Annotated in this window: 15 protein-coding genes; 3 read left to right on the forward strand and 12 right to left on the reverse strand. The window is 68.8% G+C overall.

The window, feature by feature from the left end; all coding sequences use genetic code 11:
* Positions 1-206 precede the first annotated feature (206 nt).
* From NM961_RS08595 to NM961_RS08615, 5 genes are all read right to left on the reverse strand, one after another.
* Positions 207-1,685 (reverse strand): AMP-binding protein, encoded by a 1,479-nt coding sequence (locus tag NM961_RS08595; protein ID WP_255913690.1) that lies wholly within the window; start codon positions 1,683-1,685, stop codon positions 207-209.
* Between the two features lie 149 nt (positions 1,686-1,834).
* A complete protein-coding gene (locus tag NM961_RS08600) occupies positions 1,835-4,048 on the reverse strand; it encodes a DUF5916 domain-containing protein (protein ID WP_255913691.1) in 2,214 nt (737 codons plus the stop codon).
* Between the two features lie 161 nt (positions 4,049-4,209).
* Positions 4,210-5,151 carry an electron transfer flavoprotein subunit alpha/FixB family protein gene (locus NM961_RS08605; protein ID WP_255913692.1) on the reverse strand — a complete coding sequence of 314 codons (942 nt, stop codon included), beginning with the start codon at positions 5,149-5,151 and terminating at the stop codon, positions 4,210-4,212.
* Between the two features lie 67 nt (positions 5,152-5,218).
* On the reverse strand, positions 5,219-5,965 hold the full coding sequence (locus tag NM961_RS08610; protein ID WP_255913694.1) for an electron transfer flavoprotein subunit beta/FixA family protein: 747 nt from the start codon (positions 5,963-5,965) through the stop codon (positions 5,219-5,221).
* Between the two features lie 62 nt (positions 5,966-6,027).
* Entirely contained in the window at positions 6,028-6,972 is a 945-nt protein-coding gene (locus NM961_RS08615) for an ATP-grasp domain-containing protein (RefSeq protein ID WP_255913695.1), read from the reverse strand.
* 362 nt (positions 6,973-7,334) lie between these two features.
* Here NM961_RS08615 and creD point away from each other — a divergent pair, with 362 nt between their 5' ends.
* Positions 7,335-8,675, forward strand: coding sequence for a cell envelope integrity protein CreD (gene creD / locus NM961_RS08620; RefSeq protein ID WP_255913696.1), 1,341 nt, complete (start codon positions 7,335-7,337; stop codon positions 8,673-8,675).
* A gap of 37 nt (positions 8,676-8,712) precedes the next feature.
* A complete protein-coding gene (gene tsaB, locus NM961_RS08625) occupies positions 8,713-9,402 on the forward strand; it encodes a tRNA (adenosine(37)-N6)-threonylcarbamoyltransferase complex dimerization subunit type 1 TsaB (RefSeq protein ID WP_255913702.1) in 690 nt (229 codons plus the stop codon).
* 900 nt (positions 9,403-10,302) lie between these two features.
* Here the strand turns inward: tsaB and mgtE are convergent.
* From mgtE to NM961_RS08655, 6 genes are all read right to left on the reverse strand, one after another.
* Positions 10,303-11,664, reverse strand: a complete 1,362-nt coding sequence (gene mgtE, locus NM961_RS08630) for a magnesium transporter (RefSeq protein WP_255913704.1) — start codon at positions 11,662-11,664, stop codon at positions 10,303-10,305.
* A 106-nt stretch (positions 11,665-11,770) separates the two neighbouring features.
* On the reverse strand, positions 11,771-12,997 hold the full coding sequence (locus NM961_RS08635; RefSeq protein WP_255913705.1) for an acyltransferase family protein: 1,227 nt from the start codon (positions 12,995-12,997) through the stop codon (positions 11,771-11,773).
* A 32-nt stretch (positions 12,998-13,029) separates the two neighbouring features.
* Positions 13,030-14,169, reverse strand: coding sequence for a hypothetical protein (locus NM961_RS08640; protein WP_255913707.1), 1,140 nt, complete (start codon positions 14,167-14,169; stop codon positions 13,030-13,032).
* A gap of 7 nt (positions 14,170-14,176) precedes the next feature.
* The gene (locus NM961_RS08645; RefSeq protein ID WP_255913708.1) at positions 14,177-15,577 is read right to left on the reverse strand and encodes an MBOAT family O-acyltransferase; all 1,401 of its coding nucleotides are present in this window, start codon (positions 15,575-15,577) and stop codon (positions 14,177-14,179) included.
* A gap of 64 nt (positions 15,578-15,641) precedes the next feature.
* On the reverse strand, positions 15,642-16,682 hold the full coding sequence (locus tag NM961_RS08650) for a class I SAM-dependent methyltransferase (RefSeq protein ID WP_255913709.1): 1,041 nt from the start codon (positions 16,680-16,682) through the stop codon (positions 15,642-15,644).
* A 328-nt stretch (positions 16,683-17,010) separates the two neighbouring features.
* Positions 17,011-19,212 carry a hypothetical protein gene (locus tag NM961_RS08655; protein ID WP_255913711.1) on the reverse strand — a complete coding sequence of 734 codons (2,202 nt, stop codon included), beginning with the start codon at positions 19,210-19,212 and terminating at the stop codon, positions 17,011-17,013.
* Between the two features lie 395 nt (positions 19,213-19,607).
* Between NM961_RS08655 and NM961_RS08660 the strand changes: the two genes are divergently transcribed.
* Positions 19,608-21,479, forward strand: a complete 1,872-nt coding sequence (locus NM961_RS08660; RefSeq protein ID WP_255913713.1) for a hypothetical protein — start codon at positions 19,608-19,610, stop codon at positions 21,477-21,479.
* Between the two features lie 164 nt (positions 21,480-21,643).
* Here the strand turns inward: NM961_RS08660 and NM961_RS08665 are convergent, their stop codons facing one another.
* Complete coding sequence (locus NM961_RS08665; protein ID WP_255913715.1) at positions 21,644-23,218, reverse strand: hypothetical protein; 1,575 nt, start codon at positions 23,216-23,218, stop codon at positions 21,644-21,646.
* Between the last annotated feature and the right edge of the window lie 2 nt (positions 23,219-23,220).

A 23,220-nucleotide genomic window follows, 5' to 3' on the forward strand; every position in this document is an offset into this window, starting at 1 on the left:
GCGTCTCAGCTGCGAAAGCGTACGAGTTTTTGCCGGCGGCCGGTTTTGAAATATTTGCCGAAAATCCAAGCGTCGCGGCGGGGTTCAGCGTCGCCCCCTCGCCCCGGCCCTCTCCCCCAACGAAAAGCCGTTGGGGGAGAGGGAGCACAACGACTTCACCGCTCGCTCACGCAGCGATCACCAGCGGCGACAGCCGCCACAGCCCCTCACCCCTGCAACTGCACCCCTTCATGCTCCGTCAGCGTGCCGCGTTCGCCGCTGCACCAGGCGTTGCGCCGGGCGAAGTAGCGCTGCTGGAACAGGCTGCCGTCGGTGTCGCCGAGCAGGCCCAGGGGCAGGGCGGGGAACGGGGCCAGGCAGGCCAGGGCGCCGCGCTGCTCGTGATGCAGCGGCTGGCCGGTTTCGTCGAGTATTTCGATCTTCATGCCCAGGCCGCGGCATTGCACTTCGTCGGCGTAGACCGGCAGCAGCGGACAGCCCAGGGCGAGGAAGGAAAGTCCGCCGGCATGGCCGCAGAACGTGGACAGCATCAGCCTGTCCTTGAGCCGCGCATAAACCTGTGCGACGCGCCCGGCGTCCAGCTGGCCGCCCACCGCGAGCACGGTCTTGAGCGAGAGCAGCTTGTGTGTCTCGCGCGGATTCGCCGCGCCGTCGCAGAAGGCTTCAATCTGCGCCGGCGTCAGCGCGATCACGCTGACGGCATGCTCGTCGACGCGGTCCCAGGAAGCATCCTGCGCCGGATCGAAATTCGCGCCGGCCAGCACCAGGGTGGAGCCCACCGCCAGCGCCGATACCAGCCAGTACCACAGCGGCTGGCCGGGATCGGCGGCGAACAGCACGCGGTCCTCGCGCTTGAGGTCGGCGTGCAGCACCAGTTCCTTGAGATGCTGGATCAGGGTGCCGCCGGCCGAGTGCAGGCTGGTGCTGCCGTCGTCGTGATGCAGTGCATACAGCGGATGATCGAAGCCGGCCAGTTCGTAGGACAGCGGTGCCGGCTCGTGCGCCAGCAGCGTGTTCCAGGCGATGGCCTGGGCGGATGCCGCGCCGATCACGATGCGCCGCGCCTGCGGTTGTGCCGCGGCCACGGCGGCTTCATGCGCGGCGCCGGTGAAGATCCACTGCGGCGCGAAGCCGCCGAGCGCGGCGGCGATGTGCGCCGCGTCGGCCGTGCCGGCGCAGGCCGACCAGGTTGCGCCCAGTGCGACCGCCGCGAGCAGGGCGATCACCGCCTCGCAGCAGTTGGGCAGCACGGCGCTGACATGATCGCCAGGTTTGAGGCCCTGCTCGCGCAGCGCCGCGGCGAGGCGCGCGACCTGCTGCTGCAGTTCGGCGTAACTGAGTTCCAACGTGCCGCTGTTCAGGCTGGGGCCGCTGAGCGCGCAGCGCTCGTCGCGGAAGCGCAGCAGATTCTGCGCGAAATTCAGGCGTATGCCGGGAAACCAGCGCGCGCCGGGCAGGCGGTCGGCGTCGACCAATACTTCGTGGAAAGTGCCCGAGGCGCGGATGCCGCAGAACTCCCAGACCAGCGACCAGAAGCGTTCCGGATGGCGTATCGAGAAATCGTACAGCGGCGCATAGCGGCGCAGGTCCTCGTTGCCGGTCTGCTCGCGCACGTAGCGCACGAAACGGTTGATGTTGGCGCGTTCAATACGTTCGGGACTCGGTTCCCAGATCGGCTTCTTCATCGGCTGCTTGCCTGTCTTCCGTGGCGCGCCGGTCCGCAACAGCCGGCGCCTGGCGGGATTCTGCCAGAGCTGTCCGCGGATTGGCGCGGGCGGCGCGTGGTGCGCGCCGCCTATTCAGCAATGTGCAGGCCGCGCCGCGCGCTGCCGCTTCAGAAGCGGTAGCGCAGCTTGGCCAGGAACTGGTCGGCGTCGCGCAGGCGCAGCGCATCGGCGAACAGGTCGGCGCTTTCCTCGCGCCGGTCGCGTTCCTCATAGCCGCCGCGGCTGTAGACCAGATACAGCTCCGACTGCGGCGCAATCTCGTAGCGGTAGCGCAGCTGCAGGCCGAAGTTGTTGACGCTGAAGTCCTCGGCCGCGCCGTCTCTGAGCAGATGTCCGCGCGGGTCTATGCGATACGCCTTGCCTGCGTGCGCGTCGATGGCGAACCACTGCAGCTTGGCGCGCAGTTCGTGGCGAGCCTTGGGAAACCAGTTGAGGTTCAGTGCGGTGTCCCATTGCGTGCGGCGGAAACTGCCCAGGCGCTTGCCGTCCAGCCAGATCAGCCAGTCGCGGCTCCAGCGCGGATTGATCTGGCCGTCGATGGAAAGCCGGTCGCTGATGCTGTAGCTCAGCTCCGTCTCCAGCTGCAGCGCGAGGCCGTCGCCCACGCCTTCCTGCAGCGCCCACACGCCGAACTGGTACTGCCATTTGCCGCGGCGCGGGCTGCCGTATTCGTTGAACAGCCACTGGCGCGCACCGCGCCAGACCTTGCCGTTGCCGCGGGAGATCTGGTCGTCCCAGCCGGCGCCGTCCACGCGCAGTTCGCTGGTGAACACGCCGCCGTCGCGCAGGCTGGCTTCGCGCACCAGATAGCCCACCGGGCTGAGGCGGTCGCCGTCGTCGTTGGCGCGGTACATGGCCGTGCCGCGCCAGGCCACCGCGGCCACGGCCGAGTCCGCCGCGAAATCGTTGTGCTTGTAGCTGGTTTCCCAAAGTGCACGATTGAAATTATTGCGCGGCATGTAGCCGGCGTCGTTGAAATCGAGCTGGCCGTCCAGATGGGTCAGCACGGCCGTATGCTGCAGCCGGTCGCTGGGCAGGGCGACCAGGCGCAGCACGCCGCCGCTGCCCTTGCTGTCCGCGCCGCGCTGGTCGATCTGCGACAGCAGCAGCTGGCCTTCCAGGCGCAGCTTTGGATCGATCTGCCAGCGCCAGTCGTTGGCCAGCACATCGGCGCGGCGGTCCAGCGCCGGCCGGTCCACCGAGGTGACCAGGGCGCCGATATTGGACTGGTCGAAGGTGTAGAGCAGGCGGCCGGCGGCGAAGCGGCGGCCGGCGTCGTCGTCTTCCTCGGCCAGGAAGGCGCCGTATTTGAGCCGGCCGGCGGTGCCGTTGAGCTTCACCGCGGCGGCGATGTCGGCGGCGCGGCCGCTGCCGTCGTCGGAGGCCGCGCCGACGCGCCGGGTGTAGAACAGCACGCCGTCGGGCGCGCTGGGCAGGTCGAACAGGGCCTGGTTCTCGGTGAAGAACGGGCGCTTGTCCGAATAAAAGGTCTCGATCGCGTCGAAGTTCACCACCAGTTCGTCGGACTCGACCTGGCCGAAATCCGGATTCACCGTCGCGGTCAGCTGGAAATCGCCGCTGGGCTTCCAGAACAGGTCGGCGCCGGCACGGAATTCGCTGCCGGGATGCTTGAAGTCGTACAGCGTGGATACGTACGGGAACAGGTCCAGCACCTGCGCGCGGTACTGCGGAATCGTCACGCGCTGGAAGCCCGACAGATACACCGGATTGCCGTAGAACACCGGCGGCATGGCCGAGCGCTCGCTGCGCGAGGCGACGACGCGGTCCACGTTCACCGCGATCTCGCGTGTGGGCGTGCTGCTGCCGCGCATGGCGGCGATGGTCCAGGGCAGCAGGATTTCCACGCTCCAGCCGGATTCGTCTTCCTGCACGGCATGCAGCCAGTCGGCATCCCAGTCGGTGCTGAATTCGTTTTCGCTGGTGATGATCGCGTCTTCGATCGAATCCGACAGCGATACGGTGAAGTTGTAGCCGACCTTGCCGTCCGCATCGAAGTCGATGTTGACGTTGACCCGGTCCGCATTGCGGATGCGGTCGCGCGGCGTGAACGGCTTGATGCGCGGGATATCCGCCGGCTGCTCGCAGCGGAAGGCGAAGGCGATGCCTTCGGGCGTGGACAGCAGGCGCGCCTCGGTCACGACCGTGGCCGCGTCCAGGGTATAGGGCTGGGTGCGCTTGAAATCGCGCAGCACGTGGGCGTCCTTCCATTCCGCCTCATCGGCGCGCCCGTCGATCTTCAGTGCGGCATGGGCGGCAGGACAGACGAACAGCAGGACAGCAAGAAGCGGACGCGAATACATGGGAAAAATCGGCAGCTGGACGAGCGGAATGGGATGCTAATGGCGCGGCGAAGGTTTGTAGAGCGCCGAAAGCAGCAGAGACGTCGAAACGGCTGGCCTTTGCGTCGAAACGAAAAGACCCGCGCGGGGCGGGCCTTTTCGCTGCCGGGTGCGGCGAGGTGTCAGCCCAGGGCGGCTTCCAGCTCCGGCACCAGTACGAACAGGTCGCCGACCAAGCCGATATCGGCGATCTCGAAGATCGGCGCTTCGGAATCCTTGTTGATCGCGACGATGGTGCCGGCGTCCTTGATGCCGGTGAGGTGCTGGATGGCGCCGGAAATGCCGATGGCCATGTACAGCTCCGGCGCGATGATCTTGCCGGTCTGGCCGACTTGCAGATCGCTGGGCACATAGCCCGCGTCGACCGCGGCGCGCGAGGCGCCGACGGCGGCGCCGAGCTTGTCGGCCAGCTTGTAGATCACGGCGAAATTCTCCGCCGAACCCACGCCGCGGCCGCCGGAGACGACGCGGCTGGCGCTCTGCAGGTCGGGGCGGTCGCTCTTGCCCTGCTGCAGTTCGACGAAGCGCGTATGCGTGGGCAGCTCGGCGCTGACATTCAGCGCTTCGACGGCCGCGCTGCCGCCGCCGCCGGCCGCGGCGAACGAGGCGGTGCGCACGGTGGCGACCAGCGTGGCCGTAGCCGGCGCTTCCACGGTGATGATGGCGTTGCCGGCGTAGATCGGCCGCTTGAACTGGTGCGCGCCCAGCACTTCGGCGATGTCGGACACCTGGGCCACGCCCAGCAGCGCGGCGATGCGCGGGGCGAGATCCTTGCCGAAGGTGGTCGAGGGGGCCAGCACATGGCTGTAGCCGGCGGCCGCGGCGACGACCTGCGGCGCGTAGACCGCGGCCAGCGCGTGCGCATTGGCCGGGTTGGCGATGGTCAGCACCTTGTTCACGCCGTCGATCGCGGCGGCCTCGGCGGCGATGGCGTCGACCGCGTCGGCCAGCACCAGTACGTCGATGCTGGCGGCGTTGAAGGCCTTGGCGCAGGTCACGCAGCGCGCGGTGCTGGAGTTGAGCTTGCCGTTGAGGTGCTCGGCGATGATCAGAACTTTGCTCATGAGCGTTATCCGATTGGTTCGCTGTGCGGCCGTCCTGCGCCGGTGGCGCGGCGGCGCGGCGAAGGAATTACACCAGGCCCTTGGTCTTGAGCAGGGACACGAGTTCGGCCACGTCTTTCACCATCACGCCCTTGCTGCGCTTGGCCGGCGCGGCATAGGCGGTGGTCTTGAGGTGATCGCCCGATTCCACGCCCAGCGAGGCGAAGTCGATGGTTTCCAGCGGCTTGGACTTGGCCTTCATGATGTCCGGCAGCTTGATGAAGCGCGGCTCGTTGAGGCGCAGGTCGGTGGTGATCACGGCCGGCAGGTCGACTTCGATGGTCTCCAGGCCGGCGTCGACTTCGCGCGTGACGCGCGCGGCGCCGCCGTTGATTTCCACCTTCGAGGCGAACGTGGCCTGGGGGCGGTTCCACAGCGCGGCCAGCATCTGGCCGGTCTGGTTGCAGTCGTCGTCGATGGCCTGCTTGCCAAGGATGACGATGTCCGGCTGTTCCTTCTCGATCAGCTTGAGCAGGGCGCGCGCGGCGGTCAGCGGCTGGATGGCGTCGGCGGTGACGACGTGGATGGCGCGGTTGGCGCCCATGGCCAGGCCGTTGCGCAGGTGCGCCTGGCAGTCGGCCGGGCCTATGGTGGCGACGATGACGTCGGTGGCGACGCCTTTCTCGCGCAGGCGCAGCGCTTCTTCCAGGGCGATGTCGTCGAACGGATTGGCCGACAGCTTGACGCCTTCGGTCACCACACCGGAGCCGTCCGGTTTGACCTGGATGCGCACGTTGTAGTCCACAACGCGCTTGTAGCCGACGAGGATCTTCATGCAACGGATTCCTTGCTGGACACGGGAAAGCGGCGGACGCCGCAGCCGGAAAGTCCTGGATTCTACCGCGCCGGGCCGGTGGCGGCAGGCGGGTTGGTCCGGACAGCTTGCAGTCGATGCAGGATCGCGGCCGCGTAGCGGTCGGCCGATCCGGCGCCGTGGGCGAAGAATAGGGAGGGCTCGCTGAGTTCCAGCTCCAGAAGGCGCGGGTTGCCGTCGGCGTCCTGGATCAGGTCGACACGGGCGTACAGCAGCGGCTGGCCGGGGATCTGCGCCAGGGTCGCGCGCGCCAGCGCCAGCTCGGCCGCGCTGGGTTCGCGCGGCGTAATGTGTTCGGGGGCGAACAGGGCGCGGGTCGCGTCCTCGCCCCGGCGCAGCAGCGGACCCTTGCGTATGGCGTGGCTGAATTCGCCGTTGAACCAGAGCAGGGCGGTCTCGCCGTGTTCGTCCACGCGCGCCAGATACGGCTGCAGCAGCGCGCTGCGGCCGGCGGCGAGCAGCCGCGACAGGTGTGCGATGGCCGCATCGGCCTTGGCCGCCACATGCCGCTGCGCATCGCGCGAGCCGGCGCCGACGCAGGGCTTGACCACGAACTCGAACGCCGCGTCCGCCGGCGCCGCGGCCTGCAGGAAGGCCTGCAGCGCGGCGGATGCATCTTCGCCCGGCTCCACGAACGTGCCGGGCACGGTGGCGATGCCGGCCGCGGCCAGCTCGCCCAGGTAATGCTTGTCAGTATTCCAGCGCAGGATGGCCGGCGGATTCAGCAGCAGGGTCCGCGCCGCCGTGCGCTCGGCCCAGGCCAGGAACTCGGCCAGGCGGTCGGTGTAATCCCAGGTCGAGCGCAGCAGCGCGAGGTCGTAGCCGCTCCAGTCGGCCTGGATGTCGTCCCAGTCGACCACCGCAACCGCGGCGCCGGCGCGCTCCAGCGCCTGCACCAGCGGCGGCAGATCCTCGTCCAGATCGCGCGCGGCGCGGGCGGTGACTAGGGCGATGCGGGCGGTGGACATGGACGGCTCCTGGCGAGGTGCGCGCCGGGCGCTCCGGCGCGTGCAGCCAGGGAGTCTAGCCGGCGCGGCGGGGGAGGCGAGGGTTGGTTCTGCCGTGACCCGCGGGAGTGGTCTGTCTGGACGGGGCGGCTGGGCGGGACCGGGGTCGGGTTCCTGAGGGGGGGATTCCAAGTCCCGGGTATCCCCGGTTCAGCCGCTCCGGTTCACTCCCCGTATGCGGCCGCGGCCCCGCCAACCCGCAATCCCGGCCAGCCCCGCCCCAGAAAAGGCCGAACTCGCCCCGGTGCGGCCCCGGGCCCGCCGGGGCGCGGCCTGCGCCCGGTGCGGCAATGCGGCCACTTGCCGCCGACAGGAACTGGCCCATGTTCAACGCTGCACAATCCATGACGCTGAAGGTGCTGGGCATAGGCGCCCTGGCCCTGCTGATGCTGATTCCGCTGGTGCAAGTGCAATCGCTGATCGCCGAGCGCGCCGGTCTGCGCGACCAGGCCGTCGCCCAGATCGCCTCGCGCTGGGGCCAGGCCCAGACCGTGGGCGGGCCTGTGCTCAGCGTGGACTATCTGCAGCGCTTCAAGACCGACCAGGGCTGGAGCGAGCGCCGCGTCACGCGCCAGCTGCTGCCGGCGCAGCTGGACTTCAAGGTCAACATGGAAACCGACCGGCGCGCCTACGGCATCTATTCCACGCCGGTCTATGTCGCCAACATAGGCCTGAGTGCGCGCTTCGACGCCGCCGACCTCGCCGAACTGGCGCAGGCCGCCGGCAGCAGCCTGGAGCGGCGCGAGCTGCGCCTGCCGCTGGCGGATTTCGGCGGCCTGCGCGAAGTGCGCGCGCTGCGCATCAACGGCGAGGAGCGCGTGCTGGAGAACGGCCAGCCCACGCTGGGCTACGCCGCCGCCTTCGTCAGCCTGACGCCGGCCCAGCTGCAGGCGCCGCTGCAACTGGAGCTGGAATTCAATATCGCCGGCACCGAGCGCATCCAGTTCCTGCCGCTGGGCCGCACCACCACGCTCAAGCTGTCCGCGCCTTGGGGCGATCCCAGTTTCATAGGCCGCTTCATCCCGGTGCGCCGCACCGTCGAGGCCGAGCGCTTCGAAGCCGAATGGCAGGTGCTGGAACTCAACCGCGGCTACGGCCGGCAGTGGGACGAGAACGAGCAGAACAACAGCGCGGTCACCGCCTCGGCCTTCGGCGTGGCCTTGTACGAGCCGGTCAGCGTCTACCAGCGCAATGAGCGCGCCGGCAAATACGGCCTGCTGTTCATCGGCCTGAGCTTCGTCGCGTTCTTCCTGTTCGAAGTGCTGCGCAAGCTGCGCGTGCATCCGGTGCAGTACCTGCTGATCGGCATCGCCCTGTGCACCTTCTACGTGCTGCTGCTGGCCCTGTCCGAGCAGATCGGCTTCGGCCCCGCCTATGCGCTGGCGGCCACGGCGCTGGCCCTGATCGTCGGCGGCTACGCCGCGGCCGTGCTGTCCACCCGCCGCGCCGGCTTGCTGCTGGGCGGCAGCATGGCGGCGGTGTACGCCCTGCTGTACGGCCTCGTCATCAGCGAGCAATACTCGCTGCTGATCGGAGCGCTGGCCCTGCTGGCCGTGGTCGCACTGCTGATGTACCTGACCCGCCGCGTGGACTGGTACGGCGAAAGCCGCCGCCCCGCCGCAGCCGTGGACGACATCGCCAACGCCATGCCGCCGCCGCGCTGAGCAGCCCGCCCCGCACGCCACGAGAAAACGGATAGCCATGAACCTGCTCGCCATCGAAACCTCCACCGAAGCCTGTTCGGTGGCCCTGCACCACGCCGGCCGCGTGATCGAGCGCAGCGAACTCGCGCCGCGCCGCCACGCCGAACTGGTGCTACCCATGGCCGACGCCCTGCTGGCCGAAGCCGGGCTGCGCCGGCGCCACCTGGATGCCATCGCCGTCGGCCGCGGCCCTGGCGCCTTCACCGGCGTGCGCCTGGCCGTATCGCTGGCCCAGGGCATGGCCCTGGGCCTGGACCTGCCGGTGATCCCGGTGTCCTCGCTGACGGCGCTGGCGCTGGATGCGCCGGATAACGGTGCCGCCGTGCTCAGCGTGATCGACGCGCGCATGGGTGAGGTTTATGCCTGCTGCTACCGGCGCGAAGGTGCGGTCGTTGTTGCGCTGGATGAGGAGCGCGTCTGCGCACCCGAAAACGTGCAACTGCCCGGCGGCGGTGCCTGGAATGTGATTGGCAGCGGCTGGAAAACCTATGCGCACGTGCTGGCTGAAACGCTGCCCGAACCGCGCTGGGTCGATGCCGAACGTTATCCCCAGGCGCGTGCTGTGGCCATCCTCGCGGCTGCTGAATTCAACGCCGGGCGTGTGTTGCCGCCCGAGCAGGCGTTGCCGCTTTATTTGCGGGACAAGGTGGCGTTGACGTTGGTGGAGCAGCGCGCGGGGAGGGGGTGATTTTCCGATTTTGCGCGCGCCTGCTGCGCGGGTGTGTTTGTAGTACGTAGAAGCGTTTCGTCCGCCTGCGGCGGCCGAGTTACTTTCTCTTGTTTGCGCAAGAGAAAGTAACCAAAGAGAACGCCCCCCAGAAGCCGCGCCCTACGGGCATCCTGCCCTCCGGGTACGCGAGGCGGCTCCGGGGTCGGCCGAAGGGCCATCCTGGCCCAACGGCCGACTCGCGCCCATCCCTGGGCGCGACCCGCGCTGCGCGCGGGCTTTCCTACGCCGCCTCGCCGCGGCTTATGGGGCCCCGGTAAGGCGGCGCACATCCGTGTGCGCAGAAGCAACGGCAACGGCCAGAGCCAGAGCCAGAGCCAGAGCCAGAGCCAGAGCACAGCAGGGGCTGAAGCAGAGGCGTCGCACTCACGCCTGCGGAACGAGGCGCGAACCGAACACAATTATGGCAAACGGCAAACGGCAAACGGCAACGGTTGCGGTTTTTGTAGTCGCGGTTGCTCGTGATTTTTGCTTTGTCTGTTGCTTCTGCGCACACGGATGTGCGCTGCTCTACCGGGGCCCCATAAGCCGCGGCGAGGCGGCGCAGGATCAGCCCGCGCAACGCGCGGGTCGCGTCCAGGGATGGACGCGAGTCCGCTGCAGGGCCAGGATGGCCCTTCAGCGGACCCCGTAGCCGACTCGCGCAGCCGGAGGGCAGGATGCCCGTAGGCCGCGGCTTCTGGGGTGTGTTTTCTTTGCCTACTTTCTTTTGCACAAGCAAAAGAAAGTAGGTCGGCCGCCGCAGGCGGACGAAACGCCTTTCCGCGCCACCAAAAAATCACGCCAAAAGGCAAAAAATGCTTAAAATTCAGGCAATCTGCCAAAAAATTACTCGGTAGAACTCAAGCAAGAATCAAAAAATCAACGCACCAACAGCAACGTAGAAAGCCCAAGAAACGAAGCAAACCCACAACAATCCGTCACCGTAGTCAAAAGCACCCCTCCCGCCAACGCCGGATCAATCCCCACCCTGCGCAGAAACAACGGCAAAAAAACCCCGGTCAACGCCGAAGCCAGCAGATTGATCACCATGGCTGCGCCGAACGCCACCGCCAGCCACACATCCCGGTAGATCGCCAGCGCGACTCCGCCCACGGTCACCGCCCACAGCACGCCATTGGCCAGCGCCACCAGCACTTCCTTGCGCAGCAGGTGCATCGCATTGGCTGCGCTGACCTGGCCCAGCGCCATCGCGCGGATCATCAAGGTCTGCACCTGCGTACCGGCCACGCCGCCCATGCTCGCGACTATCGGCATCAGCACTGCGCAGGCGACCACCTGCTGCAGCACGCTCTCGAAATTGCCGATCACCCAGGAGGCCAGGAAGGCGGTGAGCAGGTTGATGCCCAGCCATACCGCGCGGCGCTTGGTGGTGCGCGGCACCGGCGCGAACAGGTCTTCTTCCTCATCCAGGCCGGCGGCGCCGAGGGCCTGGTGTTCGGCCTGGTAGCGGATGATGTCGACCACGTCGTCGATGGTGATGCGGCCCAGCAGCACATTGGCGTCGTCCACCACCGGTGCGCTGACCCAGTCATGGTCGGCGAAGCGCTGGGCCACTTCGGAGACCGGCGTATCCGCGGCGATGGCGGGCTGGTCGGCGTCGATCAGCCGGTTCACGGCGACGGCGGGATCGGCGGTGAGCAACTGGGCCAGCGAGATGCGGCCCTGGTACTGGCGCCGGCGGCTGACCACGTAGAGATGGTCGGTGGCCTCGGGCAGTTCGCCGCGCAGGCGCAGGTAGCGCAGCACTACGTCGATGGTCACGTCGGCGCGCACGGTGACCACGTCCGGGTTCATCAGGCGGCCGGCCGTGTCCTCGTCGTAGGTCAGCATCTGCTCCAGCCGTTCGCGGTTCTCGCGATCCATCGACTTGAGCACTTCATCGATGACGGTGTCGGGCAGGTCCTCGAACAGGTCGGCCAGGTCGTCGATGTCCAGCGATTCGGCCGCGGCGACGATTTCGTCGGTGTCCATCGCGCGCAGCAGGTCCTCGCGCACGTCCTCGCCGACGTGGACCAGCACCTCGCCGTCGTCCTCCGCGTCGACCAGTCCCCAGACCACCTGGCGCTTGGCCGGCGGCAGCGATTCGAGCAGGTTGCCGATCTCCGCCGGCGACAAGGTGTTGACCAGGCGCTTGACCGGGCCCAGGCGACCGCTGTCCAGCGCCTGTTCGAGCAGGCGCAGCTGTTTGGCGGTCTTGTCCTGGTGCGTGGTCTCGGCCATGGGCTACTCCGTGCGGGCCGGTGGATTGTCGCGGACCGCGCGCAGTTCGCCTACCCGGCAAACGTGCCGGCGGGTGTGGACTTGTGTCTCGCGCCGCCGGCCGCGCTCAGCCGCCGGCGGCGGTATGCCGCGCCGGCGGTGTCGCCGCCGCGGCGTTGTCGATCGCGGCGGGCGCACCATGCGGGCCGCTGCGGCGGCCCTTGAGCCGCAGCATGGGCTGTTCCAGCAGGTGCCAGGACAGCGCGCCGGCGAGCAGCGCCAGTGGCAGGGCGAGCAGGGTGATGCGGGTCGGCGTCGGCTCGGCGAGGTGCATGGCTACAAGTTGCTGTATGGGATAACCCCACAGGTATACACCGTAGGAGTAATCGCCGAGACGGTTGAAGCCGAGCAGGAACTTGGGGCCGTAGGCGAACCAGAACACGCCGTAGACCAGGGTCAGGCCGTACAGCGGGAAGAACCAGGCGGTGCCGCGCAGCAGGTACATGAGCACGGCCAGCACGATCACGCCGCCGATGTGGAACGGGATCTCGTCGCGCCAGCGGTAGAAGGCGCAGCCCGCGGCGAAGAAGCCGCCCAGGCGCAGGAATTCGTCCATGGGCATCATGGGCAGGGCCAGGGGCGCGTACAGGCAGGCGGCCAGTATCGCCAGGGCGTAGAACAGCCGCTCGCGCGTGTCGAGCAGGCCGAGCAGGCCGAAGATCGCCAGCCACAGGTAGACGCGGGCCTCGACCACCAGGGTCCAGATCGAGCCGTTGACCGTGTTCGGCAGCGGATTGCCGGCGAATACGCCGGGCAGGGTCCAGACCATGTTGGTATTGAAGGTGAGGTTCTTCCACACGTAGGCCCAGGTCTCGCCGCTGGCGAGGTATTCGGCCCTGGGCAGCTGGGTGAGCAGGGTGCCCATCACATAGGCGCTGATTACCAGGCAGGCGAGATAGGCCGGCACGATGCGCAGCAGGCGCGAGCGCAGGAAGAAGGCCGCGTCCGGCCGGCGCAGCCAGGCGCCGGTGACCAGGAAGCCGCTGATGGCGAAGAACACCTGCACCGCGATGGAGCCCGAATACAGGCCGTGGCCCCAGCCCTGGCGCGCGATATGGTCGGCGGCGCCGGGAATGCCGCTGATGGCGTAGCTGTGGCCGTAGATCACCGCCGCGGCGGCGATCAGGCGCAGCAGCAGCAGGTTGTCCCCCGGCGCGGCCATGGCCTGGCCGAGCGTGCGGTAGGGCCGCGGCGCGGGTGTCGTCGCGGCTTCGCGCGGCAGCGGCGGCAGCAGCAGCGGGCGCACAAGGGCTATCGCGGCCAGGAAAAAAAATATCCAGTGGAAATCTTCCATTTATCTCCCCTTGGTGCGGCGGAGGCGCGCCTTCATGGCGCGAGCGGGCGCGCTGCCGTGCCGTACAGCGCCTGCTGCAGCCGCGGCAGCAGCTGCTGCATCAGCTGGTCGCGGCCGCGGTTGTTCTGGTGATAGAAGTCGAAGTAGTAGCTGCAGCTGGGCGCGCCGCCATCCTGCAGGGCATCGGTGGCGTCGATCAGATGGATGCTTCCTTCCTCGGCCAGCGGCTGCAGCACGCTCAGGGTCCATTCGTGCAGGCCCAGCGGGCTGGCTTCCTTCCAGGCGCCGGTCAGCGGCATCAGCACGACGACCGGCGGCTGCTGCCAGTCGAGACCGCGCAGCCGCGCGCGGATGCTGTCACGCACCTGCTGCATCTGCGCGGGCAGCGGCTGCTGCCGCATCAGCGCGGCAAAATCCGGCCGCTGCGCCAGTCCGGCGCGCAGTTCGCGGCACTGGTGGCGCAGTCCGTCGCTGGCGGGGCCGCTGGCGGCGTCGATCTTGTCGCAGGCGGCGACGGCGTCCACGCCGAATTCGCACATGTCGCGGCTTTCGTCGGTATTGCGGCTCAGGATCGCCGCGGAGGAACCGTGCTCGCGCCACCAGCGCACCGATTCGCGCCGCTTCAGCGGCGCTCGCACGTAGTCCTGGATGTCTTCGCGGTACTGTGCCAGGGCCGAGTACGCGCCCCAGGTCGCCATGTCGTCGAGCTTGAACGGCACGTGGCCGACCACCGCCGCGCTGTCGCCGAAATGGCGGAACGGCGCGACTATGCCCAGCTCGTAGCTGCCGTTGCCCGGATACATGAAGGACATGAGATCGCTGGCGATGATGCCGCCCTGCAGGCGCGGCTTGTTCCGCGCCAGCCAGCCGGTGACCGCGTCCACCGTCATCCAGTGCGAGCCGGGCATGCTGAGGTTTACGTGGACCTTGCCCTGTTCCTGCGCCAGCCGGGCCAGGGCCTCGTGGTCGATGCCGTAGACCGGGCGCGAGCTGCCCAGGGTCAGATAATCCAGCCGCTGCAGCGCGGGATCCTGCAGCGCGAGCTTGGTGCGCACGCTGGTGCCGGCGTGGCTTTCCGGCTTCACCATCGGTTCCCACACGCCGAAGCGGAACAGTCCTTCGCAGCCGGCGAGCAGCAGCAGCGGAGCGATGAATTTGAGTATCGGCTTCATCGGCGCCTCAGAACTGGAAGTAGATGAAGGGCGTGGTCGCCGCCGGCGTGAACCAGATCAGCAGCAGGCCTATGGCCGCGAGCGTGGCCGCGAACAGGGGGCCGCGCTCGCGGCCCAGCCATTCCTTGAAGCCGGTCCAGCCGCCGAGCAGGTGTACGGCCAGCATGGCCAGCAGCAGCGAGAGCATGCCCAGGTGCGCATTCGCATCGAAGCTGGCGGAGGCTGTGGCGATGGTGCCGATCAGCGTCTTCGCATCCTCGAATGTCTTGGCGCGGAAGAAGATCCAGGCGAAGCAGACCAGGTGGAAGGTCAGTGCCCAGCGCAGTGCGCGCATCAGCGGATTGGCCGCGTTCCAGAACGGCAGACGGAACAGCACGGCGCGCTCGAAGGCAAGATAGCCGCCGTGCAGTCCGCCCCAGATCACGAAATTCCAGCTGGCGCCATGCCACAGGCCGCCGAGCAGCATGGTCAGCATCAGGTTGACGTAGGTGTGCAGATCGCCCTTGCGGTTGCCGCCCAGCGAGATGTACAGGTAGTCGCGCAGCCAGCGCGACAGGGTCATGTGCCAGCGGCGCCAGAATTCCTGCACGCTGTCGGCGAAATACGGGTAGTTGAAGTTCTGCGGATAGCGGAAGCCGAGCAGCAGGGCCAGGCCGATGGCGATATCGGTATAGCCGGAGAAATCGCAGTAGATCTGGAAGGCGAAGGCGTAGACCGCGAGCAGACTGTCCCAGAAGCCGTAGCGTGCGGGCTCGGCGAAGATGGGATCGGCATACAGGGCGAGGTTGTCGGCGAATACGATCTTCTTGGCGAAGCCGAACGCGATCAGCACCAGCGCGCGCTGCACCTGGGCGGCGCCGACGTGGCGGTCGCCGTCGAGTTCCTTGAAGAACTCGTAGTCGCGCACGATGGGGCCGGCCGCCAGCTGCGGGAAGAACGAGACGAACAGGGCGTAATCGAGCAGGTTGCGCCGCGGCCTGCTTACGCCGCGGTAGACGTCGATGGTGTAGGACAGGCTCTGGAAGGTGTAGAACGAGATGCCCACCGGCAGGACTATGTCCATCGGCGTCAGCTGCAGCGCGAAGCCGGCGGCGCCGCTGGCGAGGTTCCAGTTTTCGATCAGCCAGTTCGCGTACTTGAAAAAGGCGAGCAGGCCGAGATTGGTGACCAGGCTGAGCAGCAGCAGATAGCGCGGCCGCGATACGCGGACCATGCCCAGGCCTATGCAATAGTCCAGCAGCGTCGAGTAGACGATGATGCCCAGATACATCCAGCTCCACTGGCCGTAGAAGTAATAGCTCGCGGCCAGCAGCATCAGCTTCTGCGCGGTCGGCCAGGGGCGCAGGCCCTGGTTCAGCGCCAGCACGATCACGAAGAAGACGACGAAATGCAGGGAGTTGAAAAGCATGGCTAGCGGTCAGCGGTGACGTTGCGGTGGGCGCACGGCCCGGTATGGCGCGGCGGCGCCGGCATCAGCCGGGCACGCGCAGGCAGTGCTGCGGCGTCAGGTTCTGCCATACCCGCAGCGGGCCGGCGTAGTCGGGCCGGCGCAATACCGCCATGGCATGCGTGGGCTTGATGCGGCCGGCCTGCATCTCGGCTTCGTCGCGGGCATGGATGCGGTCGATCAGCGCGCGGTCGTGCGCCGAGTCCGCGTCGAAATGGCCGCCGAAGCCGCGGTCGATGAAAGGATCGATGACGTTGGCGAAGCCGAGGTACGACTCGAACGCGAAATGCTGCAACAGCAGCGGCAGTATGTCCTGGGCGCGTATGCCTTCAAAGCCTTCGCCGGAGCAGTCGAAGTCGAGGTACTCGTCCCACTGCTCGCGCAGCTGGCGGTGGTAGCGGTAGGACGCGGGCAGTTCGGCCCAGAACTCGCGCACGATGGCCAGTGCCTCGGGCCAGCGCTGGTGGCCGTTGCGGCCGACCATGTCGGAAATGACGAAGCGGCCGTGCGACGGCAGGTTGGCGGCGACGGTGGCGAACAGGTGTTCCAGTTCCAGCACGTGGTGCAGGCTCTGGTTGGCCATGGCCGCGTCGTAGCGGCGTGCCGGCTGCCAGGCGTTGAAGTCGCCGATCAGCGGCAGCACCTGTTCCGCCACGCCGGCCTCGCGCGCATGCGCGGCGCCGCGTTCCAGCATGGCGGCGTTGATGTCCAGGCATTCGATGGTGAAGTCGCGCAGGCCGCGGCCGACCAGCAGCTGCGCCACGCGCACTTCGGTATCGCAGTTGCCGGCGCCCAGGCTGACGAAGCGCGCCGGCCGGGCCGGGGCTTCCGCATAGGCCTGCTGCAGTGCGTTGGCGAAGAATTCATCGGGATTGCTGCTGCCGAAATGTTCCAGCTTGGGGCGCAAATAGTTGTGCGACCAGTAGTGGAAAATGTCCGGAAGTTCATTTACGTCGAGCTGGTCGGCGAAGATTTCCTGCTCGCGGCGGAGGCGGTCGCCGTAGGCATCGGCGGGTTTTTCTTCCGCTGCCGCGGCAGCGGGTTCTTCGGGCGGTGCTGGCTGCACTTCCGCTTCCGCGACCGCGGCGTGTGCGATGGCAGCTTGCGCAGCCGCGTCCTCCGCTTCCGCTGCGATTTCGGCTGCGCTTTCCGGCGGCGGCTGCGGCCCGCGCGCGAGTCGCCGCAGCGGAGCCTTGATGGATTCGGGCAGATGCCGCGCCAGCGGACTGAGGCAGCGGTCCAGCATGGCCAGTAGCGGAGAGGGCGACTCTTTCACAATCAAGAGGATAGCGCGGCAAAAAGAGGCCGCAGTGTAGCGCAGCGGGTGACCGGCATGAAGGCGCGCGCCGCTGGCGGACGCGGCCGTACGAGCTTGCGCACTGCGTTGCCGGTATTCACGGTGTTGCGAGGGGAATCAGTCGCAAAAGGCGGAAACGCGGGCCTTCCACCAGGGTTTCGGTGCCCGGCGGGTGGTCGGGAATGTTGCCGCAGGGATCGCCCGGGGCCGGCAGGTAGGGTTTTTCCACGTCGCGGCGGGGCAGCAGCAGATAGGGCGTCTCGAAGCGACGCATATAGTCCGTCAGCGCGGCGAAGTCGCGGGTGTATTCGGGCCGCGACAGCGAGATGCCGAAAGGATCCTCCACGCGCGCGGGCAGGGCCGTGGTCACGTCGAACGGCGCGCAGCCGAGCACGTGGGCGGGCTTGCGCGTGCGCAGGTAGTCGGCGATTCCGGTCAGGCCGGCATCGGCGAGCAGGGCCGTTTCGCGCTTGCGCGAGTCGCGCACGCCGCGGCTGAAATCCAGGTCGAAGGTGCGCGTGCCCGGCGTCCAGGCGGCGCTGGCGAAGCTGTAGGCAGCCTGGAAACCGGCGAACAGCAGTACGCCGGCGAACAAGGTGCCGCGCGCGGCGGCGGCCGCGGTGGTGCGGCGCCAGGCCAGGGCAAAGCCGAGCACCGTAGCCGGCACGATCGCAGCGATGAAGTAGTTTCCGTCGCTGCCGCGGGAGTGGTACTGCCAGCCCAGGGCCAGCACCACGCCGGCCAGCATCAGCAACAGGCCGGCGCTGCGGTGCGCGGGCACGGCGGCGGGAGCCGCCGGGCCGTAGCGGCCCAGCAGCAGCGCGCACAGCGGCAGCCACAGCCAGACATTGCCGGGCCAGCTGATCGCGATATGGTCCATCTGGTCGGGCCGCAGCAGCCAGTCGCGCAGCAGCAGCGGCACCTGGCTCCAGTCCTGCGGCCGGGTCCAGGTCAGGGTGCCGGCCGGTTCGCGCAGCTCGAAACCGAGCATTGTCCACACTTTGAACAAAGGATCCGGGCCTATGGTCGGCATGCCGGCCAGCAGCTGCGTGCGCGCCATCACGAAAACAGCGGCGACGGCGGCCAGTGCCAGTGCGATCCAGCCCAGCCGCGCAGGTGCCGGCGGCGCGAGGGCCGCGTAACGCCGGCGCCAGAACAACCCCAGCAGCAGGCCTACGCCCAGCATGCCCAGGTAAGGCACGGCCACCAGCTTGCTGGAGACGGCGAGCAGGCCGGCCGCGACGGCCCAGGCCAGTTCGGAATGGCCGCGCTGTTGCTGCAGCCAGTTGCCGCCGTGCAGCCAGGCCAGCAGCACCAGCAGCGCACACACGATATCGGGCTTGGGTTCCAGCGCGGCATTGGCCAGGGCGGGCAGGCTCAGCAGCAGCGCGCCCAGCAGCAGCTGCGCCCGCGGCGAGGCCGCACCAAAACGCCGGGCCAGGCGTGCGGCAGTCAGCGCCAGCAGGCCCAGCAGCAGTATGGTCACGCCAGCCTGCGGACTGGTGTCGCCCAGGTCGCTCAGTGGCAACAGATATACTTCGTAGAGTTTTGGAAAATAGTAGACCGGCGAGACCAGTCCCAGCGGCGCGAACACCGAGCCGCCGGCGACCAGGACTTCCTCGGGCCGGTAGCCGTACCACAGGCCGTCGAAGCTGTAGACCACGTTGGTGCGCGCAAACAGCACCAGCATCCAGCCGCAAAGCAGGCCGAACAGGCCACGGTCCAGCGGCTGCCAGCCTTCGCTGCGTGCAAACAGGTGCGCGAGCAGCGGCCGTGCCCGCGCCCACAGCGCCAGCGGCAGCAGCATCAGCCAGAGATAGCGCAGCGCCAGCGCCGTGCCCGGCCCCAGCGCCGACAAGGTCCACGCCGCCACGCTCCACAGGCCCAGGCCGAGCACGAAGCAGCGCAGATAATCCTCCACGCTGCGCGGCAGCGCGGCGCCGGCGAGCCGGCACACGGCCGCGCCCAGAGCGAGGGTGAATTCCACATGCAGCAGCGCCAGCAGTGCCGGCGCATCCACGCCGTGGCGGCGCAGATACAGCAGCGCGAGCACGCCGCCCAGGCCCAGCCGCCAGCCGCGCCGCGGCAACTGCTGCAGCAGGGCCAGGCCGCCCATCAGCAGCAGCGCCTCCAGGCCGCCCTGAATGTACTGCGGCGTGCTCACCTGCCAATCCAGCGGACCGGGAACCAGCAGAGCCCAGGCGACCGCGGTGCAGGCGGCGAACGCCGTCAGCAGCGCCAGGAGGCGCAGCGCGCGGGCGGAAAGAGTGGATTCGGCGGGCAGTGCGGACAGTTCCATTGTGTTCGGCTCGATACAGCGTCGCCGGTCACGGCGAACTGGAAAACGCGGCGCGCCGGGCGCCGCTGCCGCAGGCGGAAACAGCGGCTTGGGACCGTGCGGTTCTCATCCGGTACGCGCCGCGCGCGGGACAGTCCATTGCGGCGCGGCGGCGGCGCGGGCGGCGTCCTGTGCAACGGGCGCCGCGGGATTGACTGCGCATCCTAGTCGAGTGGCGCGTTAAAGAGATGTTTGTCGCCGCGTGCGCGTGGTGTACGACGCCGTCGTGACGCGGGGTCGCGTTTTTCCGCCGCGCCGGCGCTTGCATTGGCGCAGGCAGTGTGGATGCTTGCGCGGCGCCCGCAGACCCGCGGGCGACGGAGCACAGGATGTCGTCTGCGTCGAAAACGTCCGGGATGGAGCGTCTGCTGGTGGCCGCCGCGCTCGCGCTGGCGCTGTTCTTTCTGGCCACTGCGCTGGTCGCGATCGCGAATTTCGCCTGGCGCCAGCCCATGTTCGACCAGTTCCGCGTCTACGAGAACTTCATCAACCTGCCGTTTCCGTCCAGCCTGTGGCAGCTGGACAACGGCCACCGTCCCATCCTGCCGGCGCTGATCCGGGTGGCGGATATCCACCTGTTCGGCAGCCGCCAGCTGCTGCAGATCATCTTCGGCAGCGGCTGTGCGCTGGCCACGGCGCTCACGATAGCCCTGTGCGCCTGGCGCGATCCGGCGGCACCGGCCGCAACCCGGGCTGGCGGCGTGCTGGCCGCGGTCGTGGCGGTGTTCTGGCTGGCCAATGCGCGCGAACTCATGCACAGCCACGAGATGGTGCAGGCCTATGCATCGACGCTGAGCGTCACGCTGGCCGCGCTGTGCACCTGGCGCGCGCAGGGCGGCGCGGCCCGGCGCTGGATGCTGCTGGCGACGCTGGCCTGCGTCGCGGCGACGTTTTCGTTCGGTTCCGGCATCGCCAGTTTCGTCGCGGTGCTGCTGACCGGACTGCTGCTGCGCCTGCCGCGCAGCGTCCTGCTGCTGCCGGCCGCTGCGCTGGCTGCCTGTCTCGCGCTGTACGTATTCATGCTGCCGGGCGATGGCTCGGTGCGTGAGGTGCTGGCGTTCCGCCCGCTGGACAGCCTGCTGACTTCGGCGCGCTGGCTGGCCTCGCCCTGGGTGAACGGCTGGCTGGGCGTGGGCCACGATCCGCTGCATGCCTGGGTGGGCGAGTACATGCAGCAGAGCCGGCCCGGCCGTGTGCTGGCGCAGTCGGCCGATCTGGCGAACGCGCTGCCGGGAGCGGACTGGCGTACGACCACGTCGGCCTGCATAGGCTTGCTCGGCCTCGCCGCGCTGGCCTGGGCCGTTATCGCGCGGCTGCGCTGGTCGCAGCCGACGCGGCTGGAAGTGATTGCGCTGTGCCTGGGCCTGTTCACCGCGGCTTCGGCCGGCATCATCGGCCTGAGCCGGCTGAATTATCTGCAGCTGCATCCGGACCAGCTGTTTGCCGACCGCTATCTGGTATGGCCCTGTCTTTTCTGGCTGTCGCTGGTGCTGCTGGCGCTGGCTCGCCTGCACCGGCTGGCGCGCGGGAGGATCGGCGCCGTGGCGGCCGTGGTCGTGCTGGCCCTGCCGTTGCTGGTCACGCACCGCATGTACGCCGGCTGGGCGGCGTCGGTCTACCGCAAGACCGAACAGCTGGCGGCGGCCGCGCGTTCCGGCGTTGTGGATTTGTCGCTTTATCCCGTCGCCGCGGATGCGGATGCGGCCACGGTAGGCCGCACCCTGGCCCTGCTGCGCGAGCGCCGCCTGGCCATGTTCGGCGGCGGCTGGCAGGCAGTGGGCGAAACCTGGAGCGGCAGCCTGGACGCGGCGGCGCCGCTGCAGGCGCAGTTGCTGCAGCAGGCGCCGGTGGCGGATGCGGCCAGCGCGCGGCCGGCGCTGCATTTCAGCGGCGTGCTCGCGGCAGCCACGCCCCGGCCCGCCGGCACGCGGCTGCTGGTGCTGGATGCGGCGTCGCGGGTGCACGGCTATGCACAGATCAGCTTCATCGCGCCGCACAAGAGCAGTCTGCGCCTGGATCTGCCGGCCAAGCGCGGTTTCGATGGCTATATCGCCGGCTACGATGCGAACCAGGCCTACCGTCTGGTGGCGGCGGATTTCGGCAGCGGGCGGGCGTGGCCGGTGCTGGAGATTCCTGCCGCAGCGGCAGCGCCGGCGATTCCTGCCGCGCCGTCACCGCTTGCCACGACACCGTTGCCGCAGATCCCGGCCGCGCCGCCGAAGCTGTGAGAACGCGCGCGGGACGCGGGTCGCGGCCGCGCTGAGTGTCGGCGCGGCGATCGGCGACGCAGCCGTCTTGTGGCGCCGCTTTGAAAATCGCAACTGGATTTCATTGACCGGCTGCGCCCGGCGGGCACGCCGCGGCGGCGCTGCGGTACCGTTTCGGCGCTTCGCTAAGGCGTTTCCTCCCACCGCAGCGCACACAACTGCGGCAGCGGCTCGTCGAGGAGCAGATTGCTGGCTATGCCGGCGCAGCTGGCGCGGTCCAGTTGCAGGCGGTGGCGCTGCAGGGCCTGGCGCAGCGGTGCGCCGTCCAGGTCGACGGCAATCAGATACAGCGGTCCCTGATGCGCGCGCAGCCGCCGCTGCGCGGCGCGGTCCAGCGCCCATTCCGGCAGCGGCGGACCGGCCAGGTTGCCGGCGATGCGCACGAAGCGCGTGCCGGGCGGGAATGCCGTGGCGAGAAAGCCCAGCGGCTCGCCGTCGCCGAACACCACCAGGGCCGCGGCGAGATCGGCGCGCGGCGGCAATTGCACCTCGACGTACTGCGCACTGTAGTGCGGCAGGCGGCCCCAGCGCACCGGACGGGTGGCGAGGATCAGCAAAGCCGGCAACGCGAGCATGGCAACGCCGGCGGCGCGGCGCGGCATGGCTGACAGGGCCAGCACCAGCAGCGCCGGCGCCAGCATTTCCAGCACCACCAGATAGCGGTAGTAGCCGAACAGCGTCAGCCAGGCGAGATACGCCAGCGCGACGGCCAGCAGCACGAAATCCGCGGCGCGGCGCAGCGCCGGTGCCGACGCCAGCGCCCGGCGCCGCCACAGCGGCAGTGCGAGCATGGCCAGGAACAGCAGCGGCAGGCGCAGATCGAGGAACCCGCCTTCGGATACGCGCCGCGGCGTATCGGCCCAGACCAGCGGATAGAACAGCCATTCGCGCCAGCCGCGCGGCAGCCAGCGGCTGTCGCGCAGTTCGGCCGGCGGCGCGAAATCGCCGCCGAACCAGTGCCCGAACAGCGGGAAAAGGGGATTTCCGAATTCGCGGTACAGCCCCAGCATCCAGTGGCCGTTGACCAGCAGGAAGGCGGCCAGCGCGCAGATGCCGAGCAGCGCGGACAGGCGCAGCCGCGCCCGCCAGGTTGCCGCGCCGTCAGCGAGCAGCAGCGGCGCAGCCAGCACGATGCCGGCGGCGAGCGGCGCCGCGGTCAGCTTCAGGCCTGCGGCCAGGCCCAGCAGCGCGCCGGCGCCGAGCACGCGGCCGCGGTCCTGGCCGTCCAGCAGCAGGGCGAGCGCGCCCAGCAGCGGCAGGCTGACCAGGTTGTCGCCGAAGCTCGCGCCGAGTTCCCCGCGCATGGTCGCGCCGCTGGCACCGGCGAAGGCGATCAGCAGGGCCAGCCAGCGTCGCTGCTGCCAGCCCGCCGGCAGCAGGTGCAGGCAGATGCGGTGCAGTGGCAGCAGGTTCAGGCCCTGGATGCAGCCCAGCAGGAAGGTGCCCAGCCAGGCCGGCAGGGTGGAAAGCAGCAGGTACAGCGCGGCCGGCAGCAGCGGGTTGAACCAGGTCTGGGCCTGGGCCACGGCCAGGTCGAGCTGGCCGCGGCCGTGCAGCCAGGCCCAGCCGTCGTACCAGTGGTAGTTGCGCAGATCCCAGTTGTTGCTCTGGCCCAGCAGCAGCGCCCAGGCGCCGTAGCCCAGTACCAGCGCGGCCAGCGCCAGCCATTCCGCGCGGGTGCGGCGCAGCGGCGCGGCCATGG

Source organism: Tahibacter harae, assembly GCF_024437735.1.
Classification (GTDB): Bacteria; Pseudomonadota; Gammaproteobacteria; order Xanthomonadales; family Rhodanobacteraceae; genus Tahibacter; species Tahibacter harae.

Coding starts and splice junctions, on each gene's coding strand:
- NM961_RS08595 (WP_255913690.1), bottom strand. CDS start 1,685: ATGAAGAAGCCGATCTGGGAACCGAGTCCCGAACGTATTGAACGCGCC.
- mgtE (WP_255913704.1), bottom strand. CDS start 11,664: ATGGCCGAGACCACGCACCAGGACAAGACCGCCAAACAGCTGCGCCTG.
- tsaB (WP_255913702.1), top strand. CDS start 8,713: ATGAACCTGCTCGCCATCGAAACCTCCACCGAAGCCTGTTCGGTGGCC.
- NM961_RS08615 (WP_255913695.1), bottom strand. CDS start 6,972: ATGTCCACCGCCCGCATCGCCCTAGTCACCGCCCGCGCCGCGCGCGAT.
- NM961_RS08640 (WP_255913707.1), bottom strand. CDS start 14,169: ATGAAGCCGATACTCAAATTCATCGCTCCGCTGCTGCTGCTCGCCGGC.
- creD (WP_255913696.1), top strand. CDS start 7,335: ATGTTCAACGCTGCACAATCCATGACGCTGAAGGTGCTGGGCATAGGC.
- NM961_RS08665 (WP_255913715.1), bottom strand. CDS start 23,218: ATGGCCGCGCCGCTGCGCCGCACCCGCGCGGAATGGCTGGCGCTGGCC.
- NM961_RS08660 (WP_255913713.1), top strand. CDS start 19,608: ATGGAGCGTCTGCTGGTGGCCGCCGCGCTCGCGCTGGCGCTGTTCTTT.
- NM961_RS08605 (WP_255913692.1), bottom strand. CDS start 5,151: ATGAGCAAAGTTCTGATCATCGCCGAGCACCTCAACGGCAAGCTCAAC.
- NM961_RS08600 (WP_255913691.1), bottom strand. CDS start 4,048: ATGTATTCGCGTCCGCTTCTTGCTGTCCTGCTGTTCGTCTGTCCTGCC.
- NM961_RS08610 (WP_255913694.1), bottom strand. CDS start 5,965: ATGAAGATCCTCGTCGGCTACAAGCGCGTTGTGGACTACAACGTGCGC.
- NM961_RS08655 (WP_255913711.1), bottom strand. CDS start 19,212: ATGGAACTGTCCGCACTGCCCGCCGAATCCACTCTTTCCGCCCGCGCG.
- NM961_RS08635 (WP_255913705.1), bottom strand. CDS start 12,997: ATGGAAGATTTCCACTGGATATTTTTTTTCCTGGCCGCGATAGCCCTT.
- NM961_RS08645 (WP_255913708.1), bottom strand. CDS start 15,577: ATGCTTTTCAACTCCCTGCATTTCGTCGTCTTCTTCGTGATCGTGCTG.